Annotated in this window: 18 protein-coding genes; 17 read left to right on the plus strand and 1 reads right to left on the minus strand. The window is 67.6% G+C overall.

Going from position 1 to position 19364, the window contains the following annotated elements; translation table 11 throughout:
* The first annotated feature begins 29 nt into the window (after window positions 1-29).
* The 15 genes from HF684_RS02355 to HF684_RS02425 all read left to right on the plus strand — a co-directional run bounded on the left by HF684_RS02355 (window position 30) and on the right by HF684_RS02425 (window position 14880).
* A complete protein-coding gene (locus tag HF684_RS02355; RefSeq protein ID WP_169251186.1) occupies window positions 30-1508 on the plus strand; it encodes a glutamine synthetase family protein in 1479 nt (492 codons plus the stop codon).
* Window positions 1505-2260, plus strand: a complete 756-nt coding sequence (locus HF684_RS02360; RefSeq protein WP_248279085.1) for an ABC transporter substrate-binding protein — start codon at window positions 1505-1507, stop codon at window positions 2258-2260. Before HF684_RS02355 ends, HF684_RS02360 begins: the two co-directional genes overlap by 4 nt.
* Complete coding sequence (locus HF684_RS02365) at window positions 2257-2976, plus strand: gamma-glutamyl-gamma-aminobutyrate hydrolase family protein (RefSeq protein WP_169251188.1); 720 nt, start codon at window positions 2257-2259, stop codon at window positions 2974-2976. Before HF684_RS02360 ends, HF684_RS02365 begins: the two co-directional genes overlap by 4 nt.
* An 81-nt stretch (window positions 2977-3057) precedes the next feature.
* On the plus strand, window positions 3058-3858 hold the full coding sequence (locus tag HF684_RS02370) for a gamma-glutamyl-gamma-aminobutyrate hydrolase family protein (protein ID WP_248279086.1): 801 nt from the start codon (window positions 3058-3060) through the stop codon (window positions 3856-3858).
* Between the two features lie 398 nt (window positions 3859-4256).
* On the plus strand, window positions 4257-4577 hold the full coding sequence (locus HF684_RS02375) for an urease subunit gamma (protein ID WP_211168051.1): 321 nt from the start codon (window positions 4257-4259) through the stop codon (window positions 4575-4577).
* Entirely contained in the window at window positions 4577-5194 is a 618-nt protein-coding gene (locus tag HF684_RS02380) for an urease subunit beta (protein WP_169251189.1), read from the plus strand. The genes HF684_RS02375 and HF684_RS02380 overlap by 1 nt, the downstream gene beginning before the upstream one ends.
* Window positions 5187-6899: an urease subunit alpha gene (locus tag HF684_RS02385; RefSeq protein ID WP_169251190.1), complete on the plus strand. Its 1713-nt coding sequence runs from the start codon at window positions 5187-5189 to the stop codon at window positions 6897-6899. The genes HF684_RS02380 and HF684_RS02385 overlap by 8 nt, the downstream gene beginning before the upstream one ends.
* A gap of 8 nt (window positions 6900-6907) precedes the next feature.
* Entirely contained in the window at window positions 6908-7681 is a 774-nt protein-coding gene (locus HF684_RS02390; RefSeq protein WP_169251191.1) for an urease accessory UreF family protein, read from the plus strand.
* Window positions 7659-8540 (plus strand): urease accessory protein UreD, encoded by an 882-nt coding sequence (locus HF684_RS02395; protein ID WP_169251192.1) that lies wholly within the window; start codon window positions 7659-7661, stop codon window positions 8538-8540. The genes HF684_RS02390 and HF684_RS02395 overlap by 23 nt, the downstream gene beginning before the upstream one ends.
* A 124-nt stretch (window positions 8541-8664) precedes the next feature.
* Entirely contained in the window at window positions 8665-9447 is a 783-nt protein-coding gene (gene ureG / locus HF684_RS02400; RefSeq protein WP_282433932.1) for an urease accessory protein UreG, read from the plus strand.
* Between the two features lie 241 nt (window positions 9448-9688).
* Complete coding sequence (locus HF684_RS02405; protein WP_169251193.1) at window positions 9689-11281, plus strand: ABC transporter substrate-binding protein; 1593 nt, start codon at window positions 9689-9691, stop codon at window positions 11279-11281.
* On the plus strand, window positions 11248-12276 hold the full coding sequence (locus HF684_RS02410) for an ABC transporter permease subunit (RefSeq protein ID WP_169251194.1): 1029 nt from the start codon (window positions 11248-11250) through the stop codon (window positions 12274-12276). Before HF684_RS02405 ends, HF684_RS02410 begins: the two co-directional genes overlap by 34 nt.
* Window positions 12273-13055, plus strand: a complete 783-nt coding sequence (locus tag HF684_RS02415; protein ID WP_169251195.1) for an ABC transporter permease subunit — start codon at window positions 12273-12275, stop codon at window positions 13053-13055. The genes HF684_RS02410 and HF684_RS02415 overlap by 4 nt, the downstream gene beginning before the upstream one ends.
* Window positions 13052-14158 carry an ATP-binding cassette domain-containing protein gene (locus HF684_RS02420; protein WP_169251196.1) on the plus strand — a complete coding sequence of 369 codons (1107 nt, stop codon included), beginning with the start codon at window positions 13052-13054 and terminating at the stop codon, window positions 14156-14158. The genes HF684_RS02415 and HF684_RS02420 overlap by 4 nt, the downstream gene beginning before the upstream one ends.
* Window positions 14155-14880 carry an ATP-binding cassette domain-containing protein gene (locus HF684_RS02425; RefSeq protein ID WP_169251197.1) on the plus strand — a complete coding sequence of 242 codons (726 nt, stop codon included), beginning with the start codon at window positions 14155-14157 and terminating at the stop codon, window positions 14878-14880. The genes HF684_RS02420 and HF684_RS02425 overlap by 4 nt, the downstream gene beginning before the upstream one ends.
* Window positions 14881-15199: 319 nt before the next feature.
* On the opposite strand, the gene HF684_RS02430 is transcribed toward HF684_RS02425, so the two are convergent.
* Window positions 15200-15697 (minus strand): hypothetical protein, encoded by a 498-nt coding sequence (locus tag HF684_RS02430; RefSeq protein WP_169251198.1) that lies wholly within the window; start codon window positions 15695-15697, stop codon window positions 15200-15202.
* A 181-nt stretch (window positions 15698-15878) separates the two neighbouring features.
* Here HF684_RS02430 and HF684_RS02435 point away from each other — a divergent pair, with 181 nt between their 5' ends.
* Complete coding sequence (locus HF684_RS02435; protein ID WP_169251199.1) at window positions 15879-17807, plus strand: amidohydrolase; 1929 nt, start codon at window positions 15879-15881, stop codon at window positions 17805-17807.
* Window positions 17808-17905: 98 nt separating this feature from the next.
* Window positions 17906-19219, plus strand: a complete 1314-nt coding sequence (locus HF684_RS02440) for an acyltransferase family protein (protein ID WP_169251200.1) — start codon at window positions 17906-17908, stop codon at window positions 19217-19219.
* Window positions 19220-19364: the final 145 nt, after the last annotated feature.

The following is a 19364-nucleotide window of genomic DNA, read 5'->3' on the forward strand; positions in this document are numbered from 1 at the left end:
ATCGTCGCCGGTCCACGAGAAGAGGAATTATGACGATCACAACCCCGCCCACCGCTGAGGATCCTTGCGTGCAGGAGATCCTGCGCCGGAGAGATTCGGCCGAAACGAACCTCGCCGACGCGTTCAAGTCCTCGATTCAGGACGACCTCCTCGACAACAGCGCTCTCGAGCGTCACCACTCGGCGAACATGGACAATGACACTGTCGAGAAGATCAAAGAGAAGATTGAGCGTTCGGGCGTCGAATACCTCTACTACATGGTTCCGACGCTGCGTTCGCGCACCGTTGCGAAGATGGTCCCGGCGAAGCACATCGTGCGCAATCTCGACAAAGGCGTGAACTTCACGAGAAACGCGCTCATGGACTTCCAGAACGATGTGTTCGGAAATCCCATCGGCGCGGACATCCGCTCGAAGGAATTCGTCGCCATGCCCGAGCCCGACTCGTTCAACCAGCTCCCCTGGGACAAGTCGATCGGTCGGATCTTCTGCTCGACCTACGAGCCGGACCACCTCGGCGAGATTGCGGGGCGCCCCAACTTCCATGATTCCCGCGCCCATATGAAGCGCACACACCAGCTGCTCAAAGACCACTTCGGGCTGACGATGAAATCCGGCACCGAACCGGAGATGGTGTGGGTCGGCGAATCGATCAAACCGAACACGATTCCGGGATACAACCCCGCCTATCAGGTCGAATACCTCGAAGGCATGCGCCCCATCTACAAGCGCGTTCACGAATACGCCGACGCCCTCGGCTTCGACATGATCGAAGGCGACTACGAGGACAAGGGGCAGATCGAACTCAACTGGAACTTCGACGAGATCGAGCGTACAGCGGACCGGTTGGTCACCTATCGGCAGATCTGCTCGCAGGTCGCCCGCGAATTCGATGTCGAAGCCTCATTCATGCCCAAGCCCTTTATCGGTGAGATGGGCGCAGGCTGCCACCACAACATCTCCCTGTGGGACGAAAGCGGCCGCAACACCTTCGAAGACGACGGAGTCAAAGACCTCCACCTCTCGCAGATCGGACGCTGGGTCGTCGGCGGCATAATCAAGAACGCTCCTGCCATGATGCTCATCTTCGCGTCCACGGTGAACTCGTACAAACGCTTCTGGGATCCGGGCCAATTCGCTCCGGCAACCGCCGACTGGGGATTGGACGATCGCGCTTCGATGATCCGGATCTCCTCGAAAGGACGCGCCGAGGTGCGGGTTCCCGACGCCTCGGTCAACCCCTACCTCTCCCACGCGCTGCTGGCTGCCGCGGCAGCCGACGGGATCGGCAACCAGGTCGAACCGCCGGAGGCCGGCGCGCAGGGAATCGCCCTGCCGCGCACGCTCGGCGACGCCGTCGAGGCGTTCCGCGACAACGAGTTCATCCGCACAGCGCTGCCTCCTCAGCTCGCCGACACGTACCTCGAGATGAAAGAGAACGAATGGGCGCAGTACTGCGGCGCGCTCACGCAGTGGGAATTCGACCAGTACTGGCAGGCTATCCCGTGAGCGGCGTGCTGCGCTTAGCGTGCATCGATTCGGCTGCGGCGCCCCTGTTCGACAAGTCCGCTGACGGCGGAGTGACCCGCACCGGCTTCGAACCCGACGCCGCCGCGCTGGTCGCCGAGGCACTCGGCCTCAGGCTCGAATGGCATGTGGTGGCATGGGACGCGATGATTCCGGCGGTTCAGCGCGGCGATGCCGACGGCGTGTGGTGCGGGCAGGGCATCATCCCCTCCCGGGTCGCTCAACTCGACTTCACCCGCCCCTACGCCGTGTTCAACGAATCCGTGCTGGTGCGTGTCGGTGATTCCGCACGGGGGCCCGAAGACCTGCGCGGGTACAAGGTCGCTGCGATCGACGGCAGCGCGAACATGGCACTGGCCGAGACGTTCGCCGGAGCCGAACTCGTGCCCTTCGGCCCCAGCGACGATGTCTTCAGTGACATGATCCAGGCGGTCAGGGACCGCACCGTCGACGCCATGGTCGACGACGACGTGGTCACCGTGCCGCTCGGCGACGAGCCGGAGTTCGATCTGGCCTTCACCGCTCAGACCCGGAACCCCTGGGGCGTCGGAGTGTCCAAGGAGCGACCGGAGCTGCTCGAACGACTCGACGCCGGGATCCGACAGGTCATCGAGGACGGTTCGCTCGAACGCGTGTGGACGGAATGGATGCCGCATCTTCCGTTCCCCGTCGAGACCCTCACCGCCGGGCAGCCGACGACGTCGGCGACGACTGCTGAAGGAGCCGAAGTATGAGCGAGCGGCCGTTGATCGGAGTCCCCGCGATGTCGTCGGCGAAGGTGAACGGCCTTCGCTATTCCGGCAGCGTCGTGGCCGACGCGGTGCTTCGCGCCATCGCGGCGGCCGGGGGCGAGCCGGTCGTCGTTCCCCCTGTCCTCGCCAGCGGTCTGCTCTCCCGTGTCGACGGGATCGTGCTTCCGGGCGGTTCGGACATCGATCCGACACGCTACGGACAGCAGCCCGATGAGACGTATGCCGGAACGGACTTCGCCGACCAAGACCAGGCCGATGCGAGAGCCATCGCGGCGGCCGAAGAACAGGGCATCCCCACCCTGCTCATCTGTCGCGGACTGCAGCTGTGGAATGTCGAACGCGGTGGCAGTCTCCACCAGCATTGGTCGGACTCCGACGTCGAACATGTCGATTCCGTCCACTCGGTCGAGGTGGCCGGGGGCTCCCGACTATCCGCAGCTCTCGGCATTTCCGGTGCGGTCGATGTCTCCAGCTATCATCATCAGGCCATCGACCGCCTCGGCGATGGGCTGGAAATCACCGCCCGCGCCGCGGACGGCTGCATCGAAGCCGTCGAGGATTCGAATCATGCGATCGTGGCGGTGCAATGGCACCCCGAGGATCGTGCGGAGACCGACCCCGTCGACAGCGCACTCTTCACCTGGGTGGTCGCTCAGGCGAAAGAGCGCATGCACAGTCGCCTCGGGGCGTCCGTCTGAACCAAGCACCGCAGCCGGTCGGCTCGGTGCACGCCATCAGCCACACTGTCAGTGAATGAATCCACCAGTCCAAGGAGCGAAGTGAACCCGAACGTCCTCACCCACGATGAGGTGCTGCGGTCCGCACCCGCTGAGACAGCGGATGTCGAGATCGCGGTGGTTGTGCAGCTGAATATGCCCGGCCAGACCGAGGATTCGGTCGCCCTGCAGCGGGACCTCACCGTCACGGTCGTCGACGATCTGCACCGCCTCGGTGCGCGGGTGTCCATCCACGACGTCGGAGGCGACTGTGGACCGGACTCGGATGCCGTTGCTCGAGCCGACGGCATCCTCGTGCTCGGCGGAGGCGATGTCGATTCCCAGCTGTACGGGCACACCGGGCCGGTGCCGAACGAATACGGCAAGGACCGGCGGGCCGATGATCGGGAGATCGCGATCATCCGGACCGCGATCGCCGAAGATTCCACTCTGCTGGCGCTCTGCCGTGGCTCGCAGCTGCTCAACGTCGCATGCGGGGGATCGCTCATCCCCGACCTCAACCCCTTCGACCTGCACAAAGGCGCTCCGGGCGAGCCGCTGTTCATCGATGAGACCGTGGCGCTGATTCCCGGCACCATCGTCCACGACCTCTACGGGCAGGACGAACTCACGGTGCGCAACGGCCACCACCAAGCTGTCGGCCGAGTGGGGGACGGGCTGCGCGTGGCCGCACGGGCCGCCGACGGCGTCGTCGAAGCCACTGAACGGATCGAGAACTCCTGGATCCTCGGCGTCCAGTGGCATCCCGAGGAGAACGGCGCCGACCACCATGACCGCCGGGTCCTCTTCGCTGCCTTCCTCGATCAGGTGAGGACGCGGAAGGCGGCTGCGCTGACCGTGTGAGGTCAGGATCTGTGGGCAGGCCGCGTTTGCCGAGAAGGCCGCTGAGTTGGCGCGCCCCGGCACTCGGTGAAGGCGCCTCCCATGGCCGCACACGGCCGCAACCCGGCGCCATACTGCGCACCGAACCTACCGATCCGGCCGGTCAGAACCAGTACAGACGACCCGAGAGACCCCGCGCGAAACGGCTCCGCAGGAACCTCGCAGGGACTCCGCATCTGACCCGCGCTCGGCGGGCTTGACTGCCCCCGACCGATGGGTAAAGTAGCGAGCATGAGCGCATTCTCGCGGGTGAGAGGCCGAATTCCGGCATAGGAGATGTCGGTTGCGAAACGGGTCCGAATCACCCGAAGCGACGCAGGCATTCCACCTCATCCGAGCGAATCGACGCTGACCAGCCGATGTCACGGGGAGTAGCAGTGTTTCTCAGTCTGTATGAACAAGAGCGGTTGATGATCTACACCGCCGGAAAGCTTGCGCTCGAGCGCAAAGAGCGGGGTCTCAAACTCAACCTGCCCGAGGCGACCGCGATCATCACCTCGTACCTGCTCGAAGGAGCGCGCGACGGCAAATCCGTCGCCGACCTCATGGAATCCGGCCGCCACGTGCTGGCCAAAGAAGATGTCATGGAAGGGGTTCCCGAAATGCTCACACAGGTTCAGGTGGAGGCGACGTTCCCCGACGGAACGAAGCTCGTGACGGTGACGGGGCCGCTGCAATGATGAGCAACGAGAACGCCCCCGGCGAGCGGAACGAGGACAGCAAACCTCTCGACGACAACCCGTTCGAAAACGTCGAGCTCCAGCCCGAGGAACGCAGCCTCGAACCCGAACACGCCACCGACGACCCGGGCCGCGAGTACGACGAAGCCGAGACCACCGTCATCGACGAGCCCGGCATCGACGACGACCGCGAACGCCACCCGTCTTCGGGTGAGAGCAGCCCGTCGAGCCCCCGCCGTCCCGGCTCCGGCACACGTCAGGCGCCGCGGCAGGAACATGACGCCCCGGTCACCTCGGCCGATCGCGTCGTCCCCGGCGAGATCTTCCTCAAAGACGAACCGGTCGAGATCAACGCAGGCCTTGCCGTGACGGCGCTGCGGGTGGCCAACACCTCGGACCGTCCGATCCAGATCGGATCCCACTTCCATTTCGCCGAGGTCAACCCCGGCCTCGAGTTCGACCGTGCCCGCGCCTGGGGCAAACGCCTCAACGTGCTGTCCGGCGGCGCCATGCGCTTCGAACCCGGAGCCGATGAGGAAGTCGAACTGATCCCGATCCAGGGTGCGCGCATCGCACTGGGATTCCGCGGAGAATGCAGAGGAGAGCTGGATGGCTGAGATTTCGCGTTCGGAATACGTCGCGTCGTTCGGACCGACGGTCGGTGACCGGGTGCGCCTGGCCGATACCGACATCGTCATCGAGATCGAGAAGGACTACTGCGCAGGCGGCGACGAGGTCGTCTTCGGCGGCGGCAAGTCCGCCCGCGAATCGATGGCGCAGTCCTCGCGCACCCGCGCCGAAGGCACCCCCGACCTCATCATCACCGGGGCGATCATCCTCGACCACTGGGGAGTCGTGAAGGCCGATGTCGGCATCCGCGACGGCAGATTCGTCGCCATCGGCAAGTCCGGCAACCCGGACACGATGAATGGCGTCCACCCGGACCTCGTCGTCGGCCCCAACACCGAGGTGGCCAGCGGCAATGGTCTGATCATGACACCCGGCACCATCGACACTCACATCCACTTCGTCGGCCCCGACCAGTTCGAGGTCGGCCTCATGGCCGGCACCACGACGATGGTCGGCGGCGGCACCGGACCCACCGAGGGTTCGAAGGCCACCCTGGCCACCCCAGGCCCCTGGTGGCTGGCCCGGATGTTCGAGTCGATGGACCCGTGGCCGGTCAACGTCCTCTTCCTCGGCCGCGGCAACACGATGAACGAAGAGGCCCTGTACGAACAGCTGCGCGGCGGAGCCGCCGGCTTCAAGATCCACGAGGACTGGGGCGCGACCCCGGCTGTCATCGACAAGGCCCTGTCCGTGGCCGATGACACCGGAGTGCAGGTCGCCATCCACTCGGACACCCTCAACGAGGCCGGATTCGTCGAGGACATGCTCAAAGCGGTCGCCGGCCGGACCTTCCACTCCTTCCACACCGAGGGTGCCGGCGGCGGTCACGCCCCCGACATCATCAAGATCGCCTCGGAGCTCAATGTGCTCCCGGCCTCGACGAACCCGACCCGCCCGTTCACGGTCAACACCGTCGACGAGCACCTCGACATGGTCATGGTCGCCCATCACCTCAACCCGCAGGTGCCCAACGACCTCGCCTTCGCCGAGTCCCGTGTCCGCGCCGGCACCATCGAGGCCGAGGACGTGCTCCAGGACCTCGGCGCCCTGTCGATCATGTCCTCGGACGCGCAGGCGATGGGCCGCATCGGCGAGGTCGCCATGCGCACCTGGCAGACCGCGCACCAGATGAAGAAGCTGCGCGGACCTCTGCCCGGCGACGACCGGGCGGACAACAACCGGGCTCGCCGTTATATCGCGAAGTACACGGTCAACCCGGCCATCGCCCACGGAATCGACTCCTATGTCGGTTCGATCGAACCGGGCAAACTCGCTGACTTCGTGCTCTGGCAGCCCTCGATGTTCGCCGTCCGTCCGCACACCGTGTTCAAGGGCGGAATGGCCGCCGTCGCCGCGCTCGGCGACCCGAACGCCTCGATCCCGACCCCGCAGCCGGTGTCCGAACGCCTCGGATTCAACTACCGGACCGCCTCGGCGGCGGCCACGAGCCTCGCGTTCGTGTCCGAGCAGGCCATCGACGACGATATCGCGGGCAAGCTCGACCGCGTCCAGCGCGACTTCGTGCCGATCACCTCGACGCGCAAGGTCACGAAGGACGACATGATCGGCAACTCCGCCCGTCCCGACATCGAGGTCAACACGGACACGTATGCGGTGAAGATCGACGGGGAACTCGTCGAACACCGGCCCGCCGACTTCGTGCCCATGTCCCAGCGCTACTTCCTGTTCTGAGGCAGCGCTTGAGATCTCGTTCCGCACTGCTCGTCCTCGCCGACGGGCGCCTGCCGACCGGCGGGTACGCCCATTCGGCGGGGCTCGAACAGGCCATCCGCCAAGGCTGGGTCACCGATATCGCCGGGCTGCGCGACTTCCTGCGCGGCCGCCTGCACACGACGGGGCTGATGAACGCGGCCTTCGCCGTGGCCGCGTGGAAGGCCGTGGATGAGTCCATCCTCGCCGAGGCGGCCCCCACCGAATCGTCGGACGCCGAGTCGACCTCGAGGTCGACCTCAGCGCAGACAGCCGAGTCGACCCCGGTTACGGGGAACCTCGCCGAGGCGGCCCTGCTCGAGCTGAACGCCGAGCTCATCGCCCGCACCCCGTCCCCGGCGCTGCGCCGGATCGGGGCCTGGCTGGGCACGCTCATGGCCCGGTCGTTGCGCAGCATCCACCCGCACCCTCTGCTCGAGACCCTGCCCAAAGACCTGCAGCAGCCGCTCGTCTACGGTGCGGTCGGCCGGGTACTGGGCCTGTCCGATGCCGACACAGCCGCGACCATCCTCCACGAGGCGGTCACGGGACCGGCGACGGCCGCGGTCAAGCTCATGCACATCGACCCGTTCCAAGCCCACGGTGCGATCATCGATCTCGCCGCCGACCTCGACGAAGCAGCTGAGCGTGCCGCGGACTTCGGCCGCGGCGACCCGGCCGAGATTCCGGCGCTGAGCGCGCCGCTGTCGGACTTCGCCGCCGAACTGCACGAGGGGGACAATGTTCGACTCTTCGCTTCCTGAGACCTGGGCGCTCAACCCGACCGGCTCGGCCAGCGGGATGACCTGCCGGGCCTCGGTCGCGACGACCACGGACGGCACGACACCGCACGGCCGTACCCGCTCCCGCATCGACGGACTGCGGCGCCAAGCCCCGCTCGTTCCGCGCCCCACCGGCGCCAGCGGTTTCGAACCCTTCGTCGACGGCGACCCGGACATCGCCCGGGTGGCACTGACGACCGCGGCTGCCGGCCCGCTCGGTGGAGACCACTATGTCTTCGACGTCCACGTCGGCGCCGGCTCGACCCTGCTGCTGCGGGAGGTCTCCGCGACCCTGGTCCTGCCGGGTGCCCACGGCGACCCCTCGCTCATGCACTGCCGAGTCACCGTCGAGTCGGGCGGCACCCTGATCTGGGTGCCCGAACCCGTCATCGCCGCTCAGGGCTGCCACCACACGCACCGCGTCGACATCGACCTCGCCGAGGATGCCCGCCTGTTCTTCCGCGAAGAGCTGCTGCTCGGCCGTCACGGAGAGGAGCCGGGAAACATGAGTTCCCGACTCAATGTTCGCCGAGGCGGCCGTGCCTTGAGCATCCAACGCTTCGATCTCGGCCCTGCCGGGAAAGGCTTCGACACCCCGTCCGTGGTCGGAGGAGCATTGGGCGTCGGATCGGTCGTCATCGTCGAACCCGACGGGGGACTGCCGAGTGCGACCACCATCGCCGATCCGAAATCGGCGCTGCTGCCCATCGACGAGACCTGTGTGCAGGTCAACTCGCTCGGTGATGACGGGCTGGCCCTGCGCAAACGCCTCGACGCGGCACTCGCCGCACTCGGGGAACCCTGGGGTCGGGAGACCGGCTGGTCCGCGGTGCCCCGATGAAGGATGCCGAGGTGACGGCCGACCGGTCGATCCGCGGCGCACCCGGCGGAGGATGACGAGGTGACGGCCGACCGGCCGCTCACCTGGACGGACACGGATCGGCGGGGGCCGCCTCGGCGAGATTCTGAAGAACCAACACAACAACGCACACGACAAACTGGAGGAGAACATGAGCCACGGAAAGCGCGCACTGCGCCTGGGAATCGCCGGACCCGTCGGGACCGGCAAATCCTCGTCGATCGCGAACATCTGCACGGCCCTGGCCGATGAGTTCCGCATCGGCGTCATCACCAACGACATCTACACCGACGAGGACGCCCGCTTCCTCAAGGCCGCCGGCGTCCTGCCCGAAGAGCGCATCCGCGCCGTCGAAACCGGCGCCTGCCCGCACACCGCGATCCGCGACGATGTGAGCATGAACCTGCTCGCCGTCGAAGCCCTGGAAGAGGACTTCGACCCGCTCGACATCGTCCTCGTCGAATCCGGCGGCGACAACCTCACCGCGACCTTCTCCCCGGCACTCGTCGACGCGCAGCTCTTCGTCCTCGACGTCGCCGGCGGCGGCGACGTGGCCCGCAAGGGCGGACCGGGAATCGGCCGCGCCGACTTGCTCGTGATCAACAAGATCGACCTCGGCGAGCATGTCGACGTCGACGTCGAGCAGATGCTCAACGATGCACGTGAGGCGCGCGAAGGCCAGCCCGTGCTCGGTGTGTCCCGGAAGATCCCCGAGACCGTCGAGGCCCTGGCCGGCTGGGTCCGCGAAGTCCACGCCCGCTTCGTCAAGGGCGACCACACGCCCGTCGATCCGGGCCCGATGGCCCCGCATTTCCACGCCGACGAGACGGGCGAAGGCGGCGGATACATGCACACCCACGACGAGGGCGAAGCCGCGCACAGCCACTGATGACACCATCACCGAGGTGACACCAACACTGAGGTGGCACGAGCACCGCGGTGACACCATCACCGAGGTGAGGGGTCGGGACCCGGCTCCCACCTCGGTGGGGGTGTGGTTGGGAAGGGCAGGGCCGCCTCGGTGAGAGGGCGCCCGGTGCGGAGGGCAGCCTCGGCGACGGGACGGATCGGGATCGATCCACAGGGATTCGACGAAGGAGAGTACGGCCGCCTCGGCGGCTGGTGAACGGATGAAAATGCGGACGGCGACGGCGTGGACGGCCGGTGCGGGAGCACTTGCGCTCCTGCTCAGCGGCTGCGAGGCCCCCAGCGGGGGAGACTCGGAGCTGGTCATCGGCACGGAGAACCTCGGCGGGTACAACCCGGTCAACGGCTACTCCGTCGACGGCAACTCGCCCTTCTACGACGGGCTGATGCGACTCCAGGAGGACTCCGGATCGGGCGCGATGCCGGACATGGCACCGGCCTTGGCCGCGGCAGACCCGGAGCCGAACGACGACTCCACCGAGTGGACGGTGCAGCTGCGCGACGATGTCACCTTCTCCGACGGATCGGACTTCGACGCGAAGGACGTCGCCGCCACCTATGAGGCCATCGTCGACCCGGAAGTGGCCTCCGAATCCGTCGACGCCTTCCGCATGATCACGACGGTGAAGACCCCCGACGACCACACGGTCGTCTTCGAACTCGACGAACCGACACCCACCTTCACCTCACGCCTGACCGTCGGCATCCTGCCGTCCGAAGCCATCGAAGAAGGCACCCCGGCCGCGGACTGGAAGGTCAACTCCGAACCCGTGGGCACCGGCGCCTACACCTTGGAGTCGCTGACAGCGGACACGGCCGTGCTCAAGGCCCGCGACGACTACTGGCGGACGACTCCCGAGCTGAAGTCCGTGACCCTGCAGGCCTATGCCGACACCTCCGCGCTGGCCGCCGCGGTCAAGGACGGCAAGGTCTCCGGCGCCGCCGTGCCCCCGCGCTCGGTCGACCAGATCAAGGGCGAAGGGCAGGAGGTCTATACCGCCCGCACCGCCGATTGGCGCGGACTCAGCCTGCCCAGTGACAACCCTTTCACGAAGGACGCGACGGTCCGCAAGGCCCTCAATCTCGCGATCGACCGGGAGAAGCTCGTCGATGAGGTGCTCGCCGGCCACGGCACACCCGCCTCGACGCCGGTCGGCGAATTCTACGGCGACGCCTACGACCCCGACGCCGAGTTCGACGTCGACCTCGATGAGGCGAAGAAGCTGCTCGACGAGGCCGGGTGGAAAGCCGGATCCGGTGGAGTGCGGGTCAAGGACGGGAAGAGAGCCGTCATCCCAGTCACCTATCCGGCCGGCGACACGGTACGCGGTGACATCGCCGCCGAGATCTCCGCACAGCTGGAGCAGCTCGGCGTGAAGCTCGAGATCAAGGGCCAGGAATGGGGCGAGATCGAAAAGGACCTCGCCGGACAGGCCATCGTCTACGCCGGCGGTGAGCAGCCCTATAACACCGACCACCAGATCAGAGCCGCGCTGCACACGCAGACGACGACCTCCGGGGTCTTCGACAACCCCGCAAACATCGCCGTCCCCGGCGGGGACGAGCTGCTCGACCACGCCGCCGTCGAAACGGACGAGGCGAAGGCCGATGCCGACTACCGTGAAGTGCAGTCGGCGTACATGGACGCGCCGAGCTACCTCATCGTCGCCTTCCTCGAACACACCTACGTCGCCGACACCCAGGGCTGGGATGTTCCCGACACGACGTTCGAACCGCACGTCCACGGCTCCGACTGGGGACCGTGGTGGAACCTGGCCGACTGGAAGAAGAACTGACATCGCACCCGACCGGATCCGGGGCATTCCGGTTCCGACACATCGTGGCCCGAGGCGGCATCGTCCTCGGCGGGATGATCCTTGCCGGTTTGGCCGGCGGGGCCGGGGTGTTCGCCCTGTCCGCGGCCTCCCCGTCCAACCCCTTGGCTCATACCGTCGCGGGGTGGGAATTCGCGTCCGCCGAGGCGCGGGAGAACCTCGCGGCCGCCTATGACACAGGCGGTTGGCTGGGTGCCTGGTGGCAGTGGCTGCTGACGTCCGTGACCACGGGCGACCTCGGGTATTCGCGGCTGCTGCACACCTCTGTCGCCGAGGTGGTCCTCGGCCGCGGACTCCACACCGTGGCCGCGACCCTGACCGCCATGGTGATCACCGCGGTCATCGTGGGCATCGCCTCCATACTGTTGGCGAGATTCCCCGGGCTCGCCCACAATTCGGCGACCTCGGGACTCATCGGCGCCTGGTTGGCCGTTCCCTCCTTCGTCATCGCGCTCATCATCGTCGTCCTCTTCGGTCGGCAGCTGCCGAACCCGGCCACGAGTGCTCCCATCACTCTCATCCCCTCCGTGGCGGTGACGATCGCCCTGGCGTGGTCGGCGATGCTCATCGCCGCAGCGCGGTCCGCGGCCGCCGAGGTGTGGTCGACGCCGTGGGCGCGCGCCCTCGTCGGTCGCGGTTTCTCCCCTGCGGCACGGGTGCGCACGGTGCTGCCGTCGATCGTGGCGGCCGTGCGGGCACCGGCGGTCATCTACGTGCCGGTGGTCATCCTCGGCGAGGCCGCCGTCGAGGCGGTCCTGTCCTATCCGGGGCTCGGCAACGCCCTCGTCGAGGCGGCCGCCGGAGCCGATCTGCCGCTGCTGGCCACGGTCACGGCGATCGCCGCGGCTGTGACGACTGGGCTGGTGCTCGGGGTGCGGTCGTTCGGAGCCGGCGGCGACGACCGGTTCCTGGCCGCCGGCGCCAGTGTCGGCGTGCTCGGGAAGGGGTGCGCATGAGCCGGCGGGTGTGGGGTGCCGTCTTCCTCGGGGTCGTGCTCGTCCTGCTCATCTGCGGACGGTTCCTGCCCGGCGAGGGCACGGACTTCTCGCGTGCACTCCTGCCGCCCGGCGCCGGCGGCCTGCTCGGGACCGACCATTTCGGTCGCAGCGTGGCCGTGACCGTCTGGGACGCCGCCGGCGGATCGGCCCTGGCCGCGCTCATCACCGCGGCCGTGACCACCGCGATCGGTGCGGGAATCGGTGTGGTCTCGACCCTGTCGACCGGCCTGTCGAAGGTGTCGACGGGTCTGCTCATCGCGACCTTGGTCGTGCCCTCGATGCTGTTCACCTTCATCGTCGTCGGCATCCTCGGTGGCGGTCGGACGGCGATCATGGTGACCGTGGCGCTCACGCACTGGCCGTTGGCGGCTCAGCTCATCGGGCCGAAGGTGCGGGAGGAATGGGACTCCGGGTGGGTGCGTTTCGACCGCCGCCTCGGTGCCGGTCGAGCGCAGATCCTCAAGTGGCATGTGCTGCCGGCAGCCGGGGGACGGGTGGCGGCGGCGATGGCTGTGATCTTCCCGTCAGCGGTCGTGCACGAGGCGACGACGGCGTTCCTCGGGATCGGCGTCGATCCGGCCGCGGTGTCGCTCGGGCCGCTCATCGCCTGGGGGCAGTCGGACATGACGGTCGGTGCGTGGTGGACTCTGGTCGTCCCGACATGTGCGCTCATGGTGCTGCTTCTGCCGCCGACGATCCTGGCCCGCCGGCTGGGAGAGAGGCCCAGATCGCTGTGACCGCTCTTCATCTTCGTGACATCACGCTGAGTCTGCCCGGAACCGGCGAGGTGCTGTCGGCGCTCGACCTCGAGATGCGCCTCGGAGGGATCACCTGGCTCGTCGGGGAATCGGGGGCCGGGAAGTCCACGCTGTGCAATCTGCTCGCCGGACTCAGCCCCGTCGATGCGAAGGTCAGCGGGGTGCTGGATCTCAGTGAGATCGTCAGCGATCGAGGTCGGCGCGGCGTCCGTGGTGGACGTGGTGGGCGCGGCGTCCGTGGCGAGCGGGCCGCCGGTGAGAGGCGCGACATCGCCGAGGCGGCTGTCCCCGGAGACGGTCGCCTCGACCTCGGTGCCGGGCGGGGCCGTCGGGCGCTGGCGAGGATGCGTCGTGCCGGAGTGATCGCCTGGGCGCCGCAGAATGCCATGGACACGTTCCCGCCGACCATGCGTCTGGTCGACTGGTTCGCACGGGCGGGGATCGAGAGTCCCGACCTGGCGGCGTACGGCTTGGAGAAGTCGATCCTCCGCAGGCGGCCGCATCAGGTCTCGGGAGGTCAGATCTCCCGCATCTCCTTGGCCGCAGCCGTGGCGAAGTCACCTCGGCTGCTCGTCTGCGATGAGCCGACCGCGGGGCTCGACCCCGAGCAGGCCGATGCCGTCGTCGGGGTGCTCAATGAGCAGACTTCGACAGGCGGCCGCGCGGTGCTCGCAGTGACGCATGACCTGTCGGGACTGCAGCGCAATGCCCGTTCCGACGACCGAGTGGCCGTGGCCTTCAACGGACATATCGTCGAGAACTGCTCGGTCGGGGCCTTCTTCGCCGGCCGTGCCGCGAATGCCTATGTGCAGGCGTTGGCAGCGGCCGCACCGGCCGCCGGTGCGCACCCGCTGCCGCCGGCCGACGGGATTCGGCCGGCGCCGTGGGTGTACCGGGACGGGGACGAACTGCGCCGCCTCGGCGAAGGTGAGGTCAGGGGCGGCGGCCGGACCTTGCCGGGTGGACCGACCTTGCTGGTTGACCGGAACCTGCCGGGTGACCTGACTCCGCCGGGTGACCGGACCCTGCCGGGGGCCGGGACGGGACGGAATCGACTCGACGGCAGGGGAGGGCCGGAATGAGGCTGACAGGCGTGGTCATCGACTACGGCTCAACCCGCGTGGGCCCGGTCGATGCGGACGTCCCCGCGGGGACGGTGACGGTGCTCCGAGGTCCGTCGGGCAGCGGCAAGACCAGTCTGTGCTTGGCGCTGACGGGCTTCCTCACACCGAGCAGCGGGCAGGTCGAAGGCGACCTCGGGGTGCTCGTTCCGCAGAACCCACGCGAATGGCTCAACCCACGACTCACCGTCGCCGAGGTTATCGAACACACCTGGGCCGTGCGTGGTGCCGGGGGCGCGAGCGATGGTGGTACAGGAAGTGCCGGTGGTGGTGCGGGCCGTGCTGGCAGCGGTGCGAGCGGCGTCGGAAGCGGTGCGGGCGGCGTCGGAAGCCGTGCGACCGGTGCCGAGCGGGGTCGTGATGCTCCCGGGACTGCCGGGGATGACCGTTGCCTGGACGCTCTGCTCGACCGTGCACTGCTCGGCCCGGAACTGGCTCACCACCGGTGCGGTGAGCTCTCCGGCGGGCAGGCGGCACGCGTCTGCATCGCCCGTGCGCTGGCCAGCGGCATCGACACCATCGTCTGCGATGAACCGACCGCCGCGCTCGACTCGTCGAATGCCGCACGCATCGCCTGGCTCATCAATGACCTCGCCGAGGCAGGGAAGACGATCGTCTGGGCGACCCACGACCGAGACCTCGTCGCCGCCACCGACACGGGTTACTCCTACATCACGCTCTGAACCGCAGCGCGGGCGCAACCACAATTCGTCCGTCACCCCGGGCGCGAACAGAGGTACGGGACAACATGTGAGCCGCACCTGCACCGATTGTGATGGTAGTGCGCTCCAATTGTGGTTCGTCAGACACTAGCCGCAGGTTCGTCATCGAGTTCTGATCAGGGCATCGAGTTGAATCCCGATGACTGGCGCAAAAGTCGATGAGTCGAGGGACGAAACTCGATGACAGTGTCGCTGCCGCCTCATCAGCGGGCGAATCTGCGCCCACAGCCGTTCGGATCGTCACCCGGACGGGCGGAAAGTCACACGGCCGGGCGGAACGTCACCCGGCGGAGGAACTGGTTCCGATTGCTGGGCGGAAAGTCACCCAACGGCGCACCGCAAGCACGAGTGCGGCAACCAGCCCCACGATGAGCAGCCCGTCCGCGGCGATGTAGAGCAGATGCAGCGACGACCCACCCTCGTCGACGCCGGCGAGAACCGCATCCGTGCGTTGATTGAGCAATGGCCGAATGACGACGACCTTGATGATGAGCACCGCGATGAGTCCGCAGGCCACACTGCGGTAGACGCGATCGACACCCGACTTGAGCAGCGCCCACAGCAGGATCACGGCGATGACCAACTCGACCCAGTTCATCACCCCGAACACCAGCCTGCCGATGCCCAACCCCAGCGGGATCGTGATGCCCGGGGCCGTGAACTTCAGCGGCGCCTCGATGAGCGAGATGCCGATGATGAGCCCGAGCCAGACAGCAGGCAGAATGATCCGAGCGCTCGCCGCCAGCCGCGAGTCATCGGTGCCGAAGAAGTGAGTCATGACCTCGATTCTACTCCTCGTAGAAAAGCCCGACTGCGCCCTTCACCTTCGCCCACCAATTACTACCTGACGGCGGCGCAGCAACCTCGCGCGAGGTATCTGGGCCGCCGTCAGGTAGCAAGGAGGGGGTGGTGGTCGGCCCACTCAGCGACTTCGCCGCACCCGCTCTAGACTGGTGTCCATGCGTCTGTTCTCCAACGCCGTGGTGCGCACTTTCGCACCCCAAGCCGCCTCGAGTACCCCCGCCTCGAACACTTCTGCGTCGATCGCCTCCGACCCGAGCACATCGAACACAGACAAGGCCCCCGCCCCGACTCCCGCCCTGACCTTCGACCTCACACAGCCGGCCCCCGATGCGATCCTCGTCGACGGGGAGACCATCGTCGCCGTCGGCACCCGGGCCGAACTGCTCGACATCGCCGCCGCGCAGTCGTCGACGACGGCGGCGCTCGCCTCGGCGGGTGGGGTCGGTGCGACCACGGTCATCCCCGGCCTCGAGATCGACGAGGTCGACTGCGGCGGGCAGGTCATCCTGCCCGGATTCGTCGACGGCCACATCCACTCGATCATGTACGCCGATTCGCTGACCGACCTCGACCTGTCCCAGACGAAATCGCTCGCCGAGGCGGTCGCGGCCATCCGCGAACGCGCCGATTCGCTCCCGGTGGGCGCCTGGGTGGTCGGCTCCGGCTGGGACCTCAACAAATGGGAGGACCCGTCCTATCCGGACCGGGACCTCCTCGACGCCGAGGTTCCCGACCATCCCGTGGCGATGTGGTCACTCGACCTGCACACCCTGTGGGTCAACGCCCACGCCCTCGAGATCGCGGGAATCGACTCCACGACCGATGACCCCTCGGGCGGCAGCTTCGTCCGCGACGACGACGGCCAGCTCACCGGTCTGGTGCGCGAAGACGCCACCGACCTCGTCGCCCGCTTCATCCCCGAACCCAGCCGCGAGGACCAGGTCGAACGGCTGGCCACCACGCAGGAACTCTTCCTGTCGCAGGGCCTGACCGGGATCCATGACTTCGACGGCATCTCAGCGACACTGGGGTGGAACGACCTGCACGAAGCCGGTCGACAGGACATGCGGGTCACGCTGTTCCTCCGCTCACCCGAGGTGCCGTGGGCGATCGAGACCGGCTGGCACACCGGCGACGGAGACGACTGGCTGCAGTGCGGCGGGCTGAAGCTGTTCTCCGACGGAGCGCTCGGCTCGCACACCTCGCATATGTCCTCACCGTTTCCCGAAGCCGACGGCGAGACCGAGAACTTCGGCATCGCGCAGATGACCGAGGACGAACTCTTCGACCAGGCGCACATCGCCACCGAGGCGGGCATCTCCGTAGCCATCCACGCCATCGGCGACCAGGCGAACCACCATGTGCTCGCCGTCTATGAGCGACTGCGAGGCACCACGCGGGCCGCGGAGGAGAAGTTCGGCAGGCCCATGCGCCACCGCGTCGAACACGCCCAGTTCATCCAACCGTCCGACGTCGCCCGATTCGCCGAGCTCGGGGTGCTCGCGTCCATGCAGCCACGCCACTGCATCTCCGATCTGCATCTGCTCCACCTCATCGACGAGTCCGCGCAGCTGGCCGCCTATGCCTGGCCGGACCTGCTCAAGGCGGGCGCGCACGTCGTCTTCGGCTCGGACGGACCCGTCGAACCCGCCAACCCCTTCGCCGCGATCTATGCGGCGATGACCAGGGCGGACATCTCAGGTGAGTCATCCACGACTTTCCAGCCGCACCGCCGAATGAGCGCCGTCGAGGCCATCCGTCTGCACACTCAGGGACCGGCCTTCGCCACCGGCCTCGAGGACCGGCGCGGATATCTGGCGCCGGGGATGGACGCCGACTTCATCCTCGTCGACACCGACCCGTGCGTGGCCGAAGGGCTCAATCCCGAGTTCGCCGCGCGCGCCATTGCCGGTGTGACCGTCGAGGCGGCCCCGCAGTCGAGCGACCCGGCCGTCTCACGCACGTCGGCCGACGGGCTCCTCGGCTACGCTTCCGAGGAAGCCCTGTTCACCCACGCCGAGGCGATCCGCGACACCCGAGTCGCGCTCACCGTCGTCGGCGGCGAAATCAGATACCGCGCCTGACCTCGCCGAGGCGGCCGGCCACCTCGGCGATGGATGCGACCCGCACCGGCCGTTCCCTCAACAGCCGTTCCCCGACCAACCGACAAGGACGTCCCCGCATGCCCCGCTCGTTCCCGGCCCAAGCCCGCAAGGTCGATGAGGCGACCCCGGACACCCGCAGCCGCGAGGTCGACTTCCTCCGCGCCGCAGCGATCACCGTCGTCGTGCTCGGCCACTGGACGATCATCGCCGTCAGCGCCACCGGCGGCATCGAACCGCACGGACTGCTCGACCAGGCCACGTGGACGCACCCTCTGACCTGGGTGTTCCAGGTGATGCCGATCTTCTTCCTCGTCGGCGGCTACTCCAACGCCCTGTCGTGGCGTTCGGCCAGGCGGCGGCAGACCGGCTACGCCGAATGGCTGCGGGCACGCCTGCGGCGACTCGGTCTGCCCCTCATCCCACTGCTGCTCGTCTGGCTGGTCACCTGCGTCATTGCTCTGGCCGCCGGGGCCGAACCCGCCGCAGTGCAATTGGCGTCCCAGATGGCACTCGTACCGACGTGGTTCCTCGCCGCGTACCTGCTCGTCGTCATCGTCGCCCCACCATGTCTGATCCTGTGGGAGAGATGGGGCTGGTGGTCGATCATCGCAGGCATCGGCTTGGCCGGCATCATCGACCTCATCAGCATCGTCACCGAGAGCAGGCTCGCCGGTTATCCGAACTACCTTCTCGTCTGGGCGAGCTTCCACCAGTTCGGCTACGCCTGGCTCGACGGCCGACTCTCCAGCATCAGACGCTGCCTGCTGCTCTTCGTCATCGGCGCTCTCGGGCTCGGGCTCCTCGTCGGCTTCGGCCCCTACCCGGTGTCGATGATCACCGCAGGCACCGACACGATCTCGAATTCCGCCCCGACCCGAGTGACGATGGCCTTCCTCGGCATGGCTCAGGCCGGAATCGTGCTCATGCTTCAGCGCCCACTGGCCGCACTCCTGCGCAGCCCCGGACTGTGGTTCCTCACGGTGCTCGTCAACCAGCGCATCATGACCTGGTTCCTCTGGCACCTGACCGCACTGACTGCCCTGGCCAACGTCCTCATCGGCCTCGACGCCGATGCCCTGCTGCCGACTCCGCTGACCGGAATCTGGTGGCTCACCCGTCCGCTCTGGGCACTCGTTCTGCTGGCGATCACCGGGGTGCTCGTGGCGATCTTCGGCCGGTTCGAAACACCGTCCCCCGACGACCGCCCCGCACCGCCCGTGTGGATGCCGATCGCCGCCTCGGCGGCGATCTGCGCGGGCCTGGCCATCCTGGCCGACACCGGGATGGTCGACGGCCACGGCGTCACTTGGATCTGGCCGCTGCTGCCGCTCATCGGCATGGTCGCCTTCGGCGTCGTCCGCCTGCCCGGCCGACGATCCGCCAAGACCTGATCCTCGCCGAGGCGGCCGGACCGTTACGGTGAAACGTTGCCGCGTCGGACGCGGAGATGCGGAATGACAACTGCCCGACGTCCCCGCGGGGACGTCGGGCAGTTGTCATTCGGTGATCGGGTGATCCACCTCGGCAAAGGTGCGA

This window comes from Brevibacterium sp. 'Marine', assembly GCF_012844365.1.
In the GTDB taxonomy this organism is placed as follows: domain Bacteria; phylum Actinomycetota; class Actinomycetes; order Actinomycetales; family Brevibacteriaceae; genus Brevibacterium.